The sequence below is a fragment of the Allobosea robiniae genome (assembly GCF_900102525.1).
GTDB lineage: Bacteria > Pseudomonadota > Alphaproteobacteria > Rhizobiales > Beijerinckiaceae > Allobosea > Allobosea robiniae.
The window spans coordinates 24,852-41,554 of sequence record NZ_FNBZ01000005.1 but is presented as its reverse complement, the minus strand read 5'-3'; the positions used below and the strand labels follow the sequence as shown (position 1 = coordinate 41,554).

The 16,703-nt window shown below is 65.3% G+C and carries 17 protein-coding genes and 1 tRNA gene; 12 read left to right on the top strand and 6 right to left on the bottom strand.

Translation table 11 applies throughout. The features are described from left to right. The first annotated feature begins 233 nt into the window (after positions 1-233). Positions 234-2,426: a TonB-dependent receptor gene (locus BLQ70_RS14790; protein WP_244512030.1), complete on the top strand. Its 2,193-nt coding sequence runs from the start codon at positions 234-236 to the stop codon at positions 2,424-2,426. Next, positions 2,426-3,577 carry an ABC transporter substrate-binding protein gene (locus tag BLQ70_RS14785; RefSeq protein ID WP_091857905.1) on the top strand — a complete coding sequence of 384 codons (1,152 nt, stop codon included), beginning with the start codon at positions 2,426-2,428 and terminating at the stop codon, positions 3,575-3,577. Before BLQ70_RS14790 ends, BLQ70_RS14785 begins: the two co-directional genes overlap by 1 nt. A 328-nt stretch (positions 3,578-3,905) precedes the next feature. Here BLQ70_RS14785 and BLQ70_RS14780 read toward each other — a convergent pair. Next, a tRNA-Leu gene (locus BLQ70_RS14780) sits at positions 3,906-3,992 on the bottom strand. 285 nt (positions 3,993-4,277) lie between these two features. On the opposite strand from BLQ70_RS14780, the gene BLQ70_RS14775 reads away from it, so the two are divergent. Both BLQ70_RS14775 and BLQ70_RS14770 read left to right on the top strand, forming a co-directional pair. After that, complete coding sequence (locus BLQ70_RS14775; protein WP_091857902.1) at positions 4,278-5,282, top strand: complex I NDUFA9 subunit family protein; 1,005 nt, start codon at positions 4,278-4,280, stop codon at positions 5,280-5,282. Positions 5,283-5,300: 18 nt separating this feature from the next. Then, positions 5,301-5,981, top strand: a complete 681-nt coding sequence (locus tag BLQ70_RS14770; protein WP_091857899.1) for an HAD family hydrolase — start codon at positions 5,301-5,303, stop codon at positions 5,979-5,981. Positions 5,982-5,990: 9 nt separating this feature from the next. Here the strand turns inward: BLQ70_RS14770 and BLQ70_RS14765 are convergent, their stop codons facing one another. Continuing rightward, entirely contained in the window at positions 5,991-6,986 is a 996-nt protein-coding gene (locus BLQ70_RS14765) for a 2-hydroxyacid dehydrogenase (RefSeq protein WP_061968419.1), read from the bottom strand. A 178-nt stretch (positions 6,987-7,164) separates the two neighbouring features. Here BLQ70_RS14765 and BLQ70_RS14760 point away from each other — a divergent pair, with 178 nt between their 5' ends. Next, positions 7,165-7,695: an SH3 domain-containing protein gene (locus BLQ70_RS14760; protein ID WP_244512029.1), complete on the top strand. Its 531-nt coding sequence runs from the start codon at positions 7,165-7,167 to the stop codon at positions 7,693-7,695. A gap of 15 nt (positions 7,696-7,710) precedes the next feature. On the opposite strand, the gene BLQ70_RS14755 is transcribed toward BLQ70_RS14760, so the two are convergent. After that, entirely contained in the window at positions 7,711-8,481 is a 771-nt protein-coding gene (locus BLQ70_RS14755) for a YbaY family lipoprotein (RefSeq protein ID WP_091857896.1), read from the bottom strand. A gap of 32 nt (positions 8,482-8,513) precedes the next feature. Then, on the bottom strand, positions 8,514-8,978 hold the full coding sequence (gene irrA / locus BLQ70_RS14750; RefSeq protein WP_061968414.1) for an iron response transcriptional regulator IrrA: 465 nt from the start codon (positions 8,976-8,978) through the stop codon (positions 8,514-8,516). A 285-nt stretch (positions 8,979-9,263) separates the two neighbouring features. Between irrA and fabA the strand changes: the two genes are divergently transcribed. From fabA to BLQ70_RS14725, 5 genes are all read left to right on the top strand, one after another. Further along, entirely contained in the window at positions 9,264-9,776 is a 513-nt protein-coding gene (gene fabA / locus BLQ70_RS14745; RefSeq protein ID WP_061968412.1) for a 3-hydroxyacyl-[acyl-carrier-protein] dehydratase FabA, read from the top strand. A gap of 111 nt (positions 9,777-9,887) precedes the next feature. Further along, positions 9,888-11,114: a beta-ketoacyl-ACP synthase I gene (gene fabB, locus BLQ70_RS14740; protein ID WP_091857894.1), complete on the top strand. Its 1,227-nt coding sequence runs from the start codon at positions 9,888-9,890 to the stop codon at positions 11,112-11,114. An 8-nt stretch (positions 11,115-11,122) separates the two neighbouring features. Further along, positions 11,123-11,395, top strand: coding sequence for a DUF3303 domain-containing protein (locus BLQ70_RS14735; protein WP_091857892.1), 273 nt, complete (start codon positions 11,123-11,125; stop codon positions 11,393-11,395). Positions 11,396-11,519: 124 nt separating this feature from the next. Next, complete coding sequence (gene fabI, locus BLQ70_RS14730) at positions 11,520-12,353, top strand: enoyl-ACP reductase FabI (RefSeq protein ID WP_091857889.1); 834 nt, start codon at positions 11,520-11,522, stop codon at positions 12,351-12,353. Positions 12,354-12,407: 54 nt separating this feature from the next. Further along, the gene (locus BLQ70_RS14725; protein ID WP_061968406.1) at positions 12,408-12,653 is read left to right on the top strand and encodes a DUF2188 domain-containing protein; all 246 of its coding nucleotides are present in this window, start codon (positions 12,408-12,410) and stop codon (positions 12,651-12,653) included. Between the two features lie 69 nt (positions 12,654-12,722). Here the strand turns inward: BLQ70_RS14725 and BLQ70_RS14720 are convergent, their stop codons facing one another. Next, positions 12,723-13,076: a hypothetical protein gene (locus BLQ70_RS14720; RefSeq protein WP_061968404.1), complete on the bottom strand. Its 354-nt coding sequence runs from the start codon at positions 13,074-13,076 to the stop codon at positions 12,723-12,725. Between the two features lie 178 nt (positions 13,077-13,254). On the opposite strand from BLQ70_RS14720, the gene BLQ70_RS14715 reads away from it, so the two are divergent. Beyond that, positions 13,255-14,484, top strand: a complete 1,230-nt coding sequence (locus BLQ70_RS14715; RefSeq protein ID WP_061968402.1) for a hypothetical protein — start codon at positions 13,255-13,257, stop codon at positions 14,482-14,484. 123 nt (positions 14,485-14,607) lie between these two features. Here BLQ70_RS14715 and BLQ70_RS14710 read toward each other — a convergent pair whose 3' ends face one another. Next, entirely contained in the window at positions 14,608-15,840 is a 1,233-nt protein-coding gene (locus BLQ70_RS14710) for an argininosuccinate synthase (RefSeq protein ID WP_091857885.1), read from the bottom strand. A 247-nt stretch (positions 15,841-16,087) separates the two neighbouring features. Here BLQ70_RS14710 and BLQ70_RS14705 point away from each other — a divergent pair, with 247 nt between their 5' ends. Beyond that, a complete protein-coding gene (locus BLQ70_RS14705; RefSeq protein ID WP_061968398.1) occupies positions 16,088-16,696 on the top strand; it encodes a 2-hydroxychromene-2-carboxylate isomerase in 609 nt (202 codons plus the stop codon). Positions 16,697-16,703 lie beyond the last annotated feature (7 nt).

The following is a 16,703-nucleotide window of genomic DNA, read 5'->3' as shown; positions in this document are numbered from 1 at the left end:
CAGCTCGACCTCGCTATGTTGTGACAAGTACTTTGCAGCGTGTGTCAATGGCGCATCCCTGTGGGCGTGCCTCGGTTCCGGGTGTTAATTTGATTAATTAAAAATTACGGCGCGCGTATCTGGACTGCCACTGAGTTTATAATCAGATATTCGGTTGGATTATTGACAAGACTGCATCGCAGATATCATCAGGTCGGAGCGTTTTAGTTTCGATTACGGCTTGTGGTGCTGGAATGAATGTCACGAAATTCTCCATCGTTATGATGGTGCGAAGAGGAAAGCTTACGGCACTGCCGGCGGTGAGCGCGACGGCGATTGTCGCCACGAGCCTTTCCCTGTCCTGCACGCCAGTCGTCGCTCAGCAGCAGAGCCAGGTCCAACTCGACGAGATCATTGTCGAAGGGACGCGTCCCTCGCAGGTTCCGGCGCCGTTCGCAGGCGGACAGGTTGCGACCGGGGCTCGCATCGGCGCTCTCGGCAACACCGACATTGCAAAGACGCCGTTCAGCGTCACCAGCTACACCGAACAGTTCATCCGCGACCGCCAGGCCAGGACGGCCTCCGAGGCCCTCGCGCTCGATCCATCGGTCCGGGCAACCCAGGGCACGGGCGCGCCGTTCGATTCGCTCTATATCCGCGGGTTCCCGATCAACGAGGGCACCAGCGGCGAGATCGCGTTCGACGGCGTCTACGGCGTCGCGCCGAGCTTCCGCGTTTTCTCCGATTACGCTGAGCGCATCGAGGTGCTGAAGGGGCCTTCGGCAGCGATCAGCGGCGTTTCACCCAATGGCGGGATCGGCGGCGTCGTCAATATCGTTCCGAAGCGTGCTGAAGGCGACCTGACGCGCTTTACGCTGAACTATGGTTCGAACGCACGAGGCGGCGGGCAGCTCGACGTTTCCCGACGCTTCGGTGTCAACCGGGAATGGGGTGTGCGGGCCATCACGAGCCTGAATGACGGCAGGACAGCTGTCGACCATCAGAAGGAGCAGTCGGGCGTCGGAGCTCTGGCCATCGACTATCAGGGCGAGCGGTTCCGCGCATGGGCCTATGTCCTCGCTCAATCCGACCGCTTCAACGCGCCTGCCCGGCCATTCTTCATGCGCGCGGGAGTGCCGGTTCCCAAAGCTGCGGATGGTCGCCGCAACGTCACTCAGCCCTGGGAATATTCAGACGTCGATGATCGTGGCGGCTTGCTCAAGCTGGAATACGACGTCACTGACGCCATCACCGTGTTCGGCAACGCCGGTGCCTCGCACAGCAATGTCGAGCGCTTCTTCGCTTCCGCGCCGATGATCACCAGCGTGCTGGGGACGACCAGCACCTCACCGCAATTCTACGGCATGGGTATCGATCGCCACACCTTCGAGGGTGGCATCAGGGCGAAGTTCGAGACAGGCTTCATTCGTCATAACCTGACCGTGCAGGCATCCCGTTATCATGAGGAGACCAAGCGCGAGTTCGGCGCTGTCGGCGGGACTTACATCTCGAACATCTACAATCCCGTGCGCGTGCCGGAAATTGCGGCTCTGCGCGTGGGGCGGCAGGCGCCGCTGTCCGACAGCACGCTGACCAGCCTCTCGGCGGCCGATACCCTTTCGGCTTTCGACGAGCGCGTCCTGCTGACGCTCGGCGTTCGGCGTCAGAACATTCAGGCACGAAACTATGTGTCCAATGTCGGGACGCTGGCCTCGTCCTATGACAAGAGCGCCACGACGCCGTTCGTCGGACTGGTCATCCGTCCCTGGGAGCACGTCTCCTTCTATGGAAACTATATCGAAGGGCTGAGCCGCGGCGACGTTGCGCCGGTTACGGCCACCAATGCCGGCGAGATACTCGCTCCCTACGTGGCCCGCCAGATCGAGGCCGGCGTCAAGCTGGACTACAATGGCTTCGGAGCCTCGCTCGCGGCGTTCCAGATCACGCGGCCTGTTGGCGAACTTAGCCCTGCCGGCAGGTTCGCCGAAACGGGAGAGCAGAGGGTCCGGGGCCTCGAGCTCCAGGCCTTCGGTCAGATCTCGTCGCAATGGCGCGTGCTTGGTGGCGTGACCCTTCTCAATGGGGAGCTGACCCGGACGGCGGCCATCGCCAATATCGGCAATACGCCCATCGGCGTGCCGCGCATTCAGCTCAATCTCGGCGCGGAATGGGATCTGCCCTGGATTGCAGGCCTGACTCTCAATGCCGCGATCATCCATACCGGCAAGCAGTACGTCGATGCCGCCAACACGCAGGCCTTGCCGGACTGGACGCGCCTCGACCTCGGGCTGCGCTACGCGACCGAACTCAACGGCCGCAAGACGACGTTCCGGGCGAATGTCGTGAATGTGACCGACACGAAATACTGGGCGGGAGCCGCTTCCTTCGGGACGTTCACGCAAGGGGCGCCGCGGACATATCTCCTGTCCATGTCCATGGACCTGTGATGGCGCGCCTCCGTCTCTCTCGCCGCGGCCTTCTCGGTGCCGTCGGCCTGGGCCTGCCGCTCATCGCGGCCAGCCGGCCGTCAGCCGCGCCGATCAAGGTCACCGACATCCTTGGACGGGAGGTCGCGGTGCAGCTTCCTGTTCGGCGGGTGCTGCTCGGCGAAGGGCGGCAGATCCACGCCATTGCGGCGCTGGACCGCGGCAACCCATTTGAGCGGATCGTCGGCTGGGGGGAGGACCTGGAAAAATCCGACCCCGACAGCTACCGCGCCTATGCCGAACGCTTTCCGGAGGTCGCCGGCATCCCGAAATTCGGCAGCGTGGGAGCTGGCAATTTCGACATCGAGAAGGCGATTTCGCTTCAGCCCGACGTGCTTCTCCTCAACTACGAAGCCGAGCGGGCCAGTGCCGAGATGCAGCTCGTCGACAAGCTCGCCTCCGTGGGGATCGCGGTGCTCTATGTCGACTTCCGCCATGCACCGCTCCGAAACACGGAGCTATCCTTGCGTCTGCTCGGGCGCTTGTTTGAAAGCGAGGCGATTGCGGAAGAATTGCTCACCTTCCGCAGAGACCAGATCGCCCGCGTGACGGCTCCGATAGCGAGAAACTTGGACCTCAAGCGGCCGCTCGTCATGCTGGATCGCATCCCCGGATATTCGGATGCCTGCTGCATGAGCTTCGGGAAGGAGAATTTCGGCCTCATGGTCGAAATGGCCGGCGGCCATAACCTCGGCTCCGAACTCCTTCCGGGAACGTTCGGCACGATCAATCCTGAAACGATCATCGCCCGGGACCCGGACGTCGTCATCGTAACGGGCGGAAACTGGGACGCGCTGGCTCCCGGCGGCGGCTGGGTCGGCCTCGGCCCGGGGGCTGACCTGTCGGCAGCTCGCAGCAAGCTCGAGGCGCTGGCGAAGCGTCCGGCATTCGCGCATGGCAAAGCGGTCGCCGAACAGCGCGTCTTTGCGATCTGGCACCAGTTCTACAACAGCCCCTACCAGTTCGTGGCACTGCAGCGCATCGCAAGCTGGCTTCACCCGGAGCTTTTCGGCGATATCGATGCAGAGGCAACGCTGCGGGAGCTGCACGAGCGCTTTCTGCCAATCCAGTATCAGCCTGGCTACTGGATTGGGCTGGCTGGCGGCCTGTGATTGCGCCGCGGAAATTATCCTCCTGGCTGCCCAGCCGCAGCTTTTCAGCGATGCATGAGGCTCCCGGGCGCGGCGCCAACCGAGGCGCGGATGAATGCCATCTTCGGATGAGCCCAAGGGAGCCAGGAGAGCTCCGCCTACATCAAGAAGGCTGACCGGGCGCGACGTGTCGCGGCTGCCGTCCAGATGCTCCGGCCGGCACTGAAGGCGGAGGACGAAATTCCCGACGAGGAAGCACAGCCCATGAACGCAAAATCCCGCACCCTGTGATCAGGTGCGGGATTTTGCGTAACAAACCATAATGTTTTCAGCTCGGTAGAAAGCTGAGTGGTGCCCAGGAGAGGACTCGAACCTCCACGCCCTTGCGAGCGCCAGCACCTGAAGCTGGTGCGTCTACCAATTCCGCCACCTGGGCAACGGCGGTTCGTTTACGGGGGCCGAGTCGTCCTGTCAACGGCCCTGTCGCGGCGAAATGAATTTGTTTTTGCGGTCCTGTGGAAAGGGTCTCAGCGGCCATAGCGAATTCCGGGCCGTTCCGGTGCGAAAGCGGCCGATCGACGTTGAATGGGGGATGCCGCGTCTGAGAGTAGGGCGGAACGCCGCAGGGCCTGGGCGCAGGAGGTCTCTGCCGCAAAAGGCATTTCCACTTTGGCGGAACATGATCTAGGAGGGCAGAAGCATTCTAAACGGAGCTTTCACGATGGCTTCCCAAGCCCCGGCCCAGCAACTCGTCACGGTTTTCGGCGGCTCCGGTTTCGTCGGCCGCCATGTCGTGCGCGCGCTCGTCAAGCGCGGCTACCGGGTGCGCGTCGCCGTGCGTCGGCCGGATCTCGCCAATTTCCTCCAGCCGCTGGGCACTGTCGGCCAGATCCACGCCGTTCAGGCCAATCTGCGCTATCCCGCCTCGGTCGCGGCCGCCGTGAAGGGCACTGACGCCGTCGTCAATCTCGTCGGCATCATGCAGGAGCAGGGTCGCCAGAGCTTCCCGGCCGTGCAGGCGAATGGCGCTCGCGCCGTCGCGCAGGCCTGCGCCGCTGCCGGCATCGCCCGCGTGGTCCAGGTCTCGGCGCTCGGCGCCTCCGCCGAATCGGCTTCGGCCTATGCCCGCTCCAAGGCCGAGGGCGAGGCCGCCATGTTCGCCTCCGTGCCGGGCGCGGTCGTGCTGCGGCCGTCCGTGATGTTCGGGCCGGAGGATACCTTCTTCAACCGCTTCGCCTCGCTCGCCCGGATGCTGCCGGTGGTGCCGCTGGTCGGCGATGGCGTGACGAAGTTCCAGCCGGCTTTCGTCGGCGACGTCGCCGAGATCGTCGCCCGCGCCGTCGACGGCACGGTCCAGGGCGGTCGCGTCTACGAGCTCGGCGGGCCGGAGGTGCAGAGCCTGCGTGAGATCGTCGAGGAAGTCTGCAAGGTGACCGGCCGCAAGCGCCTGCTCGCGCCGTTGCCTTTCCCGCTGGCCCGGATCATGGGCAGCGTGCTGCAGGTCGCCGACACGCTGACGCTCGGCCTGATCCCGGACGAACTCGTCATGACGCGCGATCAGGTTACGCTGCTCGCCAGCGACAACGTGGTCTCTGCGGAGGCCAAGGCCGAGGGCCGCGACTTCGCCGGGCTCGGGCTGGCGCCGACCTCGTCGGAGGCGGTCATCACCTCCTATCTCTGGCGTTTCCGCAAGACCGGCCAGTTCGACGCGCTCCAGGCCCGCTGAGCGGCCGGGGCAAGGCTCGTGTCGTTCGACCTCGTCATCTACGATTGCGACGGCACGCTGATCGATACCGAGACGCTTTATGGCGAGGTCAGTCTCGCCATGTGCCATGAGGTCGGGCTGAGCGACTGGACACTCGATCATTATGTCGAGCAGCTCGTCGGCATCCCCTGGGCCGACGGCATGAAGATCATCGAAATCGCGTTGGGCCGGTCTCTCCCTGCCGATTTCGAGACGCGCATCGAGGATGCGGTCGCGCTGCGTCTGGAAACCGAACTGCGCGCGCTTCCCGGCGTGCGGGAGGCGCTGACCGTTCTGGCCGGGCGCCGCTGCGTGGCGTCCTCCACCGTGCTCGAGCCGCTGCGCCGCAATCTCGCGCTGGCGGGATTGATCGACCTGTTCGATCCCCATGTTTTCTCGGCCTCGCAGGTGGCGCGCGGCAAGCCGGCGCCGGATGTCTTCCTGTTCGCGGCTGCGCAGATGGGCGCCGAGGCCGGGGGCTGCCTGGTGCTGGAGGATTCGGTGCCGGGCGTGCTGGCGGCGCGGGCAGCCGGCATGCAGGTCGCCGGCTTCACCGGCGTCGCCCATGACAAGGGGCGCATGCGCGAGCGCCTGCTGGCTGCTGGAGCGGCAGCGGTCGTCGACGATTTCAGGGAATGGCCCGCGGAAGCGGCGCGCCTTGCGGGGCTGCGCGCCGCCTGAAGCGTGCCCTCAGAGCATGCTCGGCAGCACGCGGTCCGGCGGCTTGTGGCCGTCCATGAAGGTCTTGATGTTGACGATGACCTTCTCGCCCATGTCGGCGCGGCCCTCATGCGTGGCCGAGCCCATATGCGGGAGCACCACGACCTTGTGCTGGCGCGCGAGCCTGAGCAGGCGCGGATTGACCGCCGGCTCGCTCTCGAACACGTCGAGCCCGGCGCCGGCGAGCTCGCCGGCTTCCAGCATGCGGGCAAGTGCGGTCTCGTCGACCACCTCGCCGCGGGCGGTGTTCACCAGGATCGCGTCCGGCTTCATCAGCTTGAGGCGGCGGGCCGAGAGCAGGTGATAGGTCGCCGGCGTGTGCGGGCAGTTGACCGAGACGATGTCCATCCGCGCCAGCATCTGGTCGAGCGAATCCCAATAGGTCGCGTTGAGCGCTTCCTCCGTGCGCGGATCGACCCGGCGGCGGTTATGGTAGTGGATCGAGAGGCCGAAGGCGGCGGCGCGCTTCGCCAGTGCCTGGCCGATGCGGCCCATGCCGACGATGCCGAGGCGCTTGCCGGTGATGCGCCGGCCGAGCATCCAGGTCGGCGACCAGCCGGCCCAGTCGTCATCGGGGATGACGCGCGCGCCCTCGGCAATGCGGCGGGCGACGGCGAGGATCAGCGCGATCGTCATGTCGGCGGTGTCGTCGGTCAGGACGCCCGGCGTGTTGGTCACCGTGATGCCGCGCTGCACGGCGCTGGCGACGTCGATATTGTCGACGCCGTTGCCGAAGTTGGCGATCAGGCGCAGCTGGTCGCCGGCCTGCGCGATCACGGCGGCGTCGATCTTGTCGGTCACGGTCGGGACGAGCACGTCGGCGGTCTTCACGGCCTCGACCAGGGCGGCCTGCGACATCGGCTTGTCGTCGATGTTGAGCTGTGCGTCGAAGAGTTCGCGCATCCGGGTCTCGACCACGGCGGGCAGTTTGCGCGTCACCACCACCAAGGGCTTCTTCTTCGACATGGCGGTCACCCTTCCGTCATTGGCCGTATCGGCCTGATATCCTCAACCCGCCATTAACCCTGGTGGCCCAGGAATGGGAATTGTTGCGCGGCACCATGATCGTTGTCTAGGCGGCGGCGCGGCGGATGACAACTTGCCCCTTCGCCGGGGGTAAGCGGACGCGAAGGAGAGTGGCGGCATGAAAATCTCGTCGATGCGCTGCCAGGCCCTGGCGACGTTCGCCCTCCTCGGCTTGCCGGCGGTCGCCTCTGCTCAGGACATGCAGGCAGGCTCCGTCACCGGGCTGCCGGTGCCGCGTTATGTCAGCCTGAAGACGGATCGCGTGAACCTGCGCGAAGGCCCCTCGAAGGAGCACCGGACGCGCTGGGTCTATCAGCGCGCCGGCCTGCCGATGGAAGTCACCGCGGAATTCGAGACCTGGCGCCGCGTGCGCGATGCCGACGGCACCGAGGGCTGGGTGCTGCACAGCCTGCTCTCCGGCCGCCGCACCGCGCTCGTTGCGCCCTGGTCGAAGAAGAAAGACGAGAATTTCCCGATGCGCAGCGCTGCGAACGAGGAGTCAGCCGTCGTCGCCAGGCTGCAGCCGGGCGTCGTCACCAGCGTCTCGTCCTGCGTCAATGCCTGGTGTCGCATCAGCGTCGGCAACATCGATGGCTTTATCCGCCAGGAGCGTCTCTGGGGCGTCTATCCCAACGAGAAGGTCGACTGACGCTGGCCGCCTGCGCTACTGCGCAGTCAGCACCATTACCGGCCGGCCGCGGCTGTCGAGCAGCGCGAGCAGGCCGGAGCCGCGATGGATATCCCAGCGGCGGACCTTGGCAAGCCCGTCGAGGAAGCCGCGCTCCTGCGCCATCGTATCCGGCGCGCAGGCCATCATCGTCGAAACCATGCGCGAGAAGCGGATCGTCCGGCCTTTGAGCGTCGCATTGCCGCCGAAGCCGTTGCAACCGCCCCGGCCTGACACCTTGCCGTCCGCCGCAATGGCGAGGGTCGTGACGATCGAGCCGGGAACGTCCTTGCTGCCGAGGCTTGCGAGACGCCAGCTTCCGATTGGGGAGGGGGCGGCGGCGGGCGGCCGGTCATCGCCCGAGACGCGCTGGACCCAGATATCGGTCTTGTCCGGCCCGCCCGTGAAAACGCTGTGCCGTTCCGTGGTGATGAAGAGCAGCCGGTCGCCGTCGAGAATGCGCGCCTGCAGCGCGTAGCTGTGCCGGGGCTCGATCCGCCGCGAATCGAAGCGCAGGGTCCAGCGCGCCGGGATGCGCCGACCGGAAACGCGGGTCTCGGCGATCGTGCGGGAGGGAGCATCGGCCAGCGAGACGTCGAGCAGCTTGACCTCGACGACAGCGCCGGGCGGCAGTGCCATGCGTTCGCGATAGGCGACGGTGCCCCGAAGCACGCGCGGTGCGGCGAGCGCCGGCGTGGCGGGAACGGCCGCTGCGAGCAGGAGGCCTGCAAGCGCGCGGCGCGAGAGCGGCGAATCGGTGAAGTGCATGAATATCGTCTCCGGAAGCGGCGGAGCGGCGATCAGCCGTCGATCTTGCGCAGCCGCACCACGACGTCGACTCGCGCGATCTCGTAGCCCGCAGGCGGCACCGGCAGGCTGGCGACGTCGATCTCGTCGGCCGGGATGTCGATCACCCGGTTCTCGCCGTCGACGACGAAATGATGGTGATCATGGTCGGCGGTGTCGAAATAGGCCTTGGCGCCGTCGAGGGTGAGCTCGCGCAGCAGGCCGGCCTCGGTGAACTGGCGCAGCGTGTTGTAGATCGTCGCCAGCGAGACCGGGATGCGCTCCTTCATCGCCTCTTCGAACAGCATCTCGGCGCTGACATGGCGCTGGCCCTTGGCAAAGAGCACCCAGCCGAGCGAGACGCGCTGGCGGGTCGGGCGCAACCCGACGCGCCGCAGCTTCTGGCGGATATCGTGAAAGGGACACCCCTGCCGCGCCGACGTTCCATAGCCCTGGTCCTGGGAGGTCAGGTCGCTCATGCCGTGCTCGCGTGCCCTTTTGTCTAACGGATGTCCTGGAGGCTCCGTCTCTTGAATGATTTGAACTGAAATGTAGGGCGTCGGGCTTCCCGTCGCAAGCGTCGCGCCGGCTTCCAGGCGGTGGGCGGCCCTTGCTGCATTGATCTGGCGCCGTTTCGTTGTGGTTTTCGGCGTTGCGGTGTGGGTCGACGCGCCCGCTGCTCTTTCGTTTCCGGCTTCCGCTGTGTTAGGCACGGCACAGGAGACACCGGCCGCATCCGGCCGGTGCGAGGGAGCCTCACGGGAATGCAGCGTCAGTCGTCTTTCAGCTACGAGGAGATCCTCGCCTGCGGTCGTGGGGAACTGTTCGGGCCGGGCAATGCGCAGCTTCCGCTGCCGCCGATGCTGATGTTCGACCGCATCGTCGAGATCGCTGAAGAGGGCGGCGAGCACGGCAAGGGCATGGTCCGCGCCGAGTTCGACATCAAGCCCGATCTCTGGTTCTTCGACTGCCATTTCAAGGGCGATCCGGTGATGCCGGGCTGCCTCGGGCTCGATGCGCTCTGGCAGCTCACCGGCTTCTTCCTCGGCTGGCTCGGCCTGCCGGGCCGTGGCCGGGCGCTCGGCGTCGGCGAGGTCAAGTTCGCCGATCAGGTCCTGCCCTCGGTCAAGAAGGTCGTCTACGGCGTCGACTTCAAGCGCGTCTTCAAGTCGAAGCTCGTGCTCGGCATCGCCGATGGCTGGCTGGAGGCCGACGGCAAGCGCATCTACACGGTCAGCGACATGCGCGTCGGCCTGTTCAAGCCGGAAGCCGCCTGAGGAAAAACGCAGCCCGACCTTGCGCGCAGCTGCCGCTCGGTCCATTTGCGCGATAGGAATCCAGAAGCGGCCGGGCTTGCCCGCCGCGTGCTGAGAGCTGGAGTAGCGAGCATGAGACGCGTCGTGGTCACCGGGATGGGCATCGTCTCGTCCATCGGCAACAACACGCAGGAGGTCCTGGCGTCGCTGCAATCGGCGAAATCGGGCATTTCCTTCGTTCCGGATTTCGCCGAGCACGGCTTCCGCAGCCAGGTCGCCGGCGTGCCGACGCTCGATCCCGCGACGGTGCTCGACCGGCGCGCCATGCGTTTCCATGGCGGCGGCTCGGCCTGGAACCAGGTCGCGATGGAGCAGGCGATCACCGATGCCGGCCTGGAGACGGCCGAGATCAGCAACGAGCGCACCGGCATCATCATGGGTTCCGGCGGCCCCTCGACCCGGGCCCTGATTGACGCCTATGACAAGGCCCGCGAGAGCGGTTCCTCGAAGAAGGTCGGCCCCTTCGCCGTGCCCAAGGGCATGTCCTCGACCGCTTCGGCGACACTGGCGACCTGGTTCAAGATCAAGGGCGTCAACTATTCGATCTCCTCGGCCTGCGCGACCTCGAACCACTGCATCGGCAATGCCTATGAATTGATCCAGTGGGGCAAGCAGGACGTCATCTTCGCCGGCGGCTGCGAGGAGCTGGACTGGACGCTCTCCGTTCTCTTCGACGCCATGGGCGCGATGTCCTCCGACTTCAATGCAACGCCCGCGCGCGCCTCGCGCGCCTATGATTTGGCCCGCGACGGCTTCGTCATCGCCGGCGGCGCCGGTGTCGTCGTGCTCGAGGAACTGGAGCACGCCAAGGCGCGCGGCGCCAAGATCTACGGCGAGATCGTCGGCTATGGCGCGACCTCGGACGGCTACGACATGGTCGCCCCGTCCGGCGAAGGCGCGGTGCGCTGCATGAAGATGGCGCTGGAAGGCGTGAAGGCCAAGGTCGACTACATCAATCCGCATGGCACCTCGACCCCGGTCGGCGACGCCAAGGAGATCGAGGCGATCCGCGAGGTCTTCGGCGCCGGCGACAAGTCGCCGCCGATCTCGGCGACGAAATCGCTGACCGGCCACTCGCTCGGTGCCACCGGCGTGCAGGAGGCGATCTACTCGCTCCTGATGCTCAACAACGACTTCATCTGCGAGAGCGCCCATATCGACGAGCTCGACCCGGCCTTCGCCGACATGCCGATCGTGCGCAAGCGCATCGACAATGCCGGCCTGGGCTGCGTGCTCTCGAATTCCTTCGGTTTCGGCGGCACCAATGCCACCATCGTGATGAAGCGCCTGGAGGCCTGAGAAGCGCCATGCTCTTCATGGTGATCGAGCATTTCGATCAGGCCCGCGTGAAGGACGTCTACGCCCGCTTCCAGCATAGCGGGCGGATGGCTCCGGCCGGCGTGCGCTATGTCGAGAGCTGGGTCTCGGCCGATCTCGGCCGCTGCTTCCAGATCATGGAATGCGACGATGTTGCGCTGCTGCAGGAATGGGTCCTGCAATGGAACGACCTCGTGCGTTTCGAGATCGTGCCGGTTTCGACCTCGAAGGCCGCCGCTGCCGCGATCACCAGGACAGACTAGCCGTTTTCGTGCCCGCAAAAACCGGGCCGTGCCGATATGCCGAGAGTTCGATCCACCCGACCAGCCGACTTCCCTCCGTTTCCCCGCCTTCGGACCCGTTCCTGAAGCCCCTTCCGAGTTTGCCATGCTCCCGCTGATGCACAACAAGCGCGGCCTCATCATGGGCGTCGCCAATCAGAATTCGATTGCCTGGGGCATTGCCCGCACCCTTCACGCCCATGGTGCCGAGATCGCCTTCACCTATCAGGGCGATGCGCTCGGCAAGCGCGTCCGGCCGCTGGCGGAGAGCATCGGCTCGAAGCTGGTCGTGCCCTGCGATGTCGAGGACAGCGCTTCGGTCGATGCCGCCTTTTCTGCGCTGGACGAGGCCTGGGGCGGCGATCCCGAGCGCAACACGCTGGACTTCATCGTCCACGCCATCGGCTTCTCCGACAAGAACGAGCTCAAGGGCCTCTATGCCGACACCAGCCGCGAGAACTTCTCGCGAACCATGGTGATCTCCTGCTTCTCCTTCACCGAGATCGCCCGGCGGGCAGCGGAGCGCATGCCCAGGGGCGGCAGCATGATCACGCTGACCTATGGCGGCTCGACGCGGATCATGCCGAACTACAACGTCATGGGCGTCGCCAAGGCGGCGCTTGAGGCGAGCGTGCGCTATCTCGCCGGCGATTACGGCCCGCGCGGCATCCGCGTCAACGCGCTCTCGCCCGGGCCGGTGCGGACGCTGGCCGGCGCCGGTATCTCCGATGCGCGCGCGATGCTCTCCTGGCAGCGCGCCAATTCGCCCTTGCGCAAGTCGGTTTCTCTTGAAGAGATTGGCGGCTCGGCGCTCTATTATCTCTCGGATCTCTCCGGAGGTGTCACCGGCGATATCCATCATGTCGATGCCGGCTACCACATCACCTCGATGCCGGTGCTGGATTCGCTGCGCGCGGCCGATAGCGGCAACGGCGATTAGCCGGAACCCCATGGCCGGGGCGCGGTTTTCCTTCGATTGAAAGGAGGATGCGCGATGGTCATGGTCAAGTACGAGGTGGTCGAGCATGACGGCGGCTGGGCCTACAAGGTCGGCGGCGCGCTGTCGGAGACCTTTCCGACGCATGATGCGGCGTTGAAGGCGGCAAACCGGGCCGCCGCCCGGCAGACTGTCGCCGGAAATACCGACGGGATCGTCTATCAGGATCAGAACGGCCGCTGGCACGAGGAGCTGGCGGATGGCCATGACCGGCCCGCAACCAGGGTCGTCGACGGCGGCTGAGGGGCAGTTCGTTCCCAAGAGAGCAACAGGGCCGTTGAGCGGCCCTTTCGCTTTGCCTGCCGGCAGGCCTCAGCGCGCGGTAAAGAAGGTCAGCAGCACCTTGTTCTTCTCGCCGAGCAGGCAGAGGAAGCGGCGCGGCTTGTCCGAGCGATCGGTCCGCAGATAGGCCTCGGCCATGACGATGCGCGTCACCGGAATGTTTTCGATCTTCGCTTCGGACACCGCGACCGTGGCGGCGTCCTCGTCGATATAGATGTCCTTGATCTCCGGTTCCTTGGCATGGAGCGCCTGCAGCGCGGCCGTCTTGCAGGTCGCGATCTCCGGCGTTGCCGGTTTCTCGCTTTTCGGTGGGACTTCCTGAGCTGATCCAGGCCCGGACAGCAGGACAGTCGAGATCAGGGCAGGAGCCAGAAGGCGCAGCATGCGAAGCCTCTCACATTGAACGGTGAGACGAGAACGCGACAAAGCACGGAGAGTTCAATCGCGCGATCGAGATGGCGGCCGCCGGAGCTGCTGGCGCGTCTCGCAAGTCCGCCAAACGAAGGACGACATCTTGCCGGGAGCCGCGGACGCTTGCCTCCGGTACGGGGCAGGAAACGCGATGACGACACTGGACGGGCCGGTTGGACGGCGTAACGGCGTGGCCGTGCTAAGCGCCCCTGACGATCAGCGCAAGATTATCGACCTGCTGGATCGGATCGGGCCGTCGGATGGGGGGCAGAGCGGCGCCTGGTCCAAGCCTTCGCCGGGTCGGCGTTATGCGCCGCCTTCCGCTTTGGTCGCGGCGATCAAGCAGTTTCAGCAGCGCTGGCAACCGACCGGCGAAATACCGAAGGTCGACAGTGTTGTCGATCCCAACGGCAAGACGCTGGGGAAGCTGGATGCGCTTGCGGGCGCGCCATCGGGCCCGCTGCCCGTCGGCCCTGGCGGCACGAATCCGGAGTTGATCCATGGCATGCTCGTCGAGCAGATGAACCCCGATGCAGCCGTGCCTGTCGTGGAAAAGAAGATGGTGCTGGCGCCGTTTATCCCGGGAATGCCGGCCATGCAGGTTCCTGTGGTCGGTGTCTTCTACCCATTCCGGTTTCGGATCGAGAAGGATGGGCGCAATTATTGGGTTGGGGTCGCGGCCTCGCCGCTGACCAGTGATTTCACCCAGGCACAGATTTTCATCCACCCGACCCCGACGCAAGGAAAGGTCGTTGTCGCCACGGTCGGCGATTACCCTCGCTTCGCGGGCGGATGGAACAAGATATGGCGCTATCTTCCGACGATCGGGACCCAGATGGCCGCAGTGCGGCCGACATTGTTGATCGTGCCCTTCATGCCCGACCCCGCCAGGGATCCCGAATCCGCCTGGAACATGTTTTCCACTCGCCCGGTCGAGACCCTGAGCGCCATCGTGACGGCAACGCATCGCGAGATGGCCGCGCGCCTTCCCATTACCGGACCTCGCCAGCCTCACAAGCTGCAACGGATTGGCGTTGCGAGCTACAGCTCCGGAATCTACTTCCAGCAGGCTTTCCTGAATTTGTTCGCCGGTACGGGGCTGGTGGCGGAGACCTTCGATTTTGACAGCCGCTGGATCGTGAGGGAGCGCAAGAAGCCGTGGGTGTGGACGACGAACGCGCGAGCCACCTGGATCTCGCAATGGGCACCGCCCAAACCCGACAGCCACGGGCGGTCGGAATATCCGCAGCCGCCGCCGGGCTCATTTATCCATATCCCGGACAAAGCGCTTTTGCGTGTCGGCCCGCCGACTGCGACCGCTCACGGCAAAATAGGTAATTTATCCTATCATTGGATGATGCTTCGCAGCGTCATCCAGTAGCAAAGTTCCGAGTGCCGGTGGCTTCGCGTGTCGATCGCGACGGTCGGCTCGCTCGGTCGAAACCTGCTCTTGGTTGGGTGTCGCCCACGCCGCAAATGGTCAGATGCGGCGTGGGCAGATGATTCAGAGACCCAGCTTCTTCTTGCGCTGGCCGAGCGTACGCAGGCGAAGCGCATTGAGCTTGATGAAGCCGGCCGCGTCGCGATGGTCGTAGGCGACCGCGCCTTCCTCGAAGGTGACGAGGTCCTGGTCGTAGAGCGAATAGTCGCTCGATCGGCCGATGACATGGACGCCGCCCTTGTAGAGCTTGAGGCGCACGTCGCCGGTGACGAACTCCTGGCTCTTGTCGATCAGCGCCTGCAGCATCTCGCGCTCCGGCGAGAACCAGAAGCCGTTATAGATCAGCTCGGCATATTGCGGCATGATCTGGTCCTTGAGATGGGCCGCGCCGCGGTCGAGCGTGATCGACTCGATGGCGCGATGCGCCGCATGCAGGATCGTGCCGCCGGGCGTCTCGTACATGCCGCGAGACTTCATGCCGACGAAGCGGTTCTCGACGAGGTCGAGCCGGCCGATGCCGTTGTCGCGGCCGAGATCGTTGAGCTTGGCGAGCAGCGTCGCCGGCGAGAGCTTCTCGCCGTCGATCGAAACCGCGTCGCCCTTCTCGAAGCCGATGGTGATGATCGTCGGCTTGTCGGGCGCATCTTCCGGCGAGATCGTGCGCGAATAGACGTAATCGGGAACCTCGACCGCCGGGTCCTCCAGCACGCGGCCTTCCGAGGAGGCGTGCAGCAGGTTGGCGTCGACGGAGAAGGGCGCCTCGCCGCGCTTGTTCTTGGCGATCGGGATCTGGTGCTGCTCGGCGAAGGCGATGAGCTGCTCGCGCGAGCGCAGGTCCCATTCGCGCCATGGCGCGATCACCACCACGTCGGGCTTGAGCGCATAGGCGGTGAGCTCGAAGCGGACCTGGTCGTTGCCCTTGCCGGTCGCACCATGGGAGACGGCGTCGGCGCCAGTCGCCTCCGCGATCTCGATCAGCTTCTTGGCGATCAGCGGCCGCGCGATCGAGGTGCCGAGCAGATAGACACCCTCATAGGCGGCATTGGCGCGGAACATCGGGAAGACGTAGTCGCGCACGAATTCCTCGCGCAGGTCCTCGATATAGATGTTCTCCGGCTTGATGCCGAGCAGCAGCGCCTTGTCGCGCGCCGGCCCGAGCTCCTCGCCCTGGCCGAGATCGGCGGTGAAGGTCACGACCTCGCATCGATAGGTGGTCTGCAGCCATTTGAGGATGATCGAGGTGTCGAGACCGCCGGAATAGGCGAGGACGACCTTTTTCACGCTGCTGTCAGCCATCTGTTCATTTTCCTTCTGGCAGCCCCCATGGGCCGCGTTTCGGACGCAATGGCGCACTATCCCAGCGTTCGGGGCGAAGCAATCGGAACCTTCTGATCGATCCCGCGTCGTCCGCTGATGGATCGATGCGGGCGAGCGCGTCGTCCTTCCATTCCACAGGCGCTCATTCGCGGCGCTTGCGGTCGCGTTACGAAGGGCGCAGGCTCGATCGGGCGCGACACGACATGACGACCTGTTCGGAGGCTGAATGCCGAATCGTCCCGTTCTGGACTTCTGGTATGAGTTCGCGTCGCCCTATTCCTGCCTGAGCGCCCTGAGAATCGAGAAGCTGGCCGAGGAGGCCGGCGTCACCTTGCGCTGGCGGCCCTTCCTGCTCGGGCCGATCTTCGCGGCGCAGGGCTGGAACACCTCGCCCTTCGCGCTCTATCCCAGCAAGGGCCGCTATATGTGGCGCGATACCGCCCGGCGCGGCCGGCGGCAGGGCGTCGCCATCGTCAAGCCGGAGAATTTTCCCCAGAATTCGCTGACGGCGGCGCGGCTGGCACTCGCCGGCCGCGACGGCGGCTGGACGCCTGCCTTCTCGAAGGCGCTGTTCCAGGCGCATTTCTGCGAAGGCCGCAACATGGCCGAGGAAGCCGTGCTGAGCGCCGCGCTGAAAGAGGCGGGCAGCGATCCCAATGTCGCGATCCCGCTCTCGCGCAGCGAGGAGGTCAAGGGCCGCCTGCGTGCCGAGATCGAATATGCCAAGTCGATCGGCATCTTCGGCGCGCCCTTCTTCGTCGCCGGCGACGGCGAACTGTTCTGGGGCGACGACCGTCTGGAGGAAGCTCTAGAATGGGCGACGGAAGGGCGTTGAGGCGATG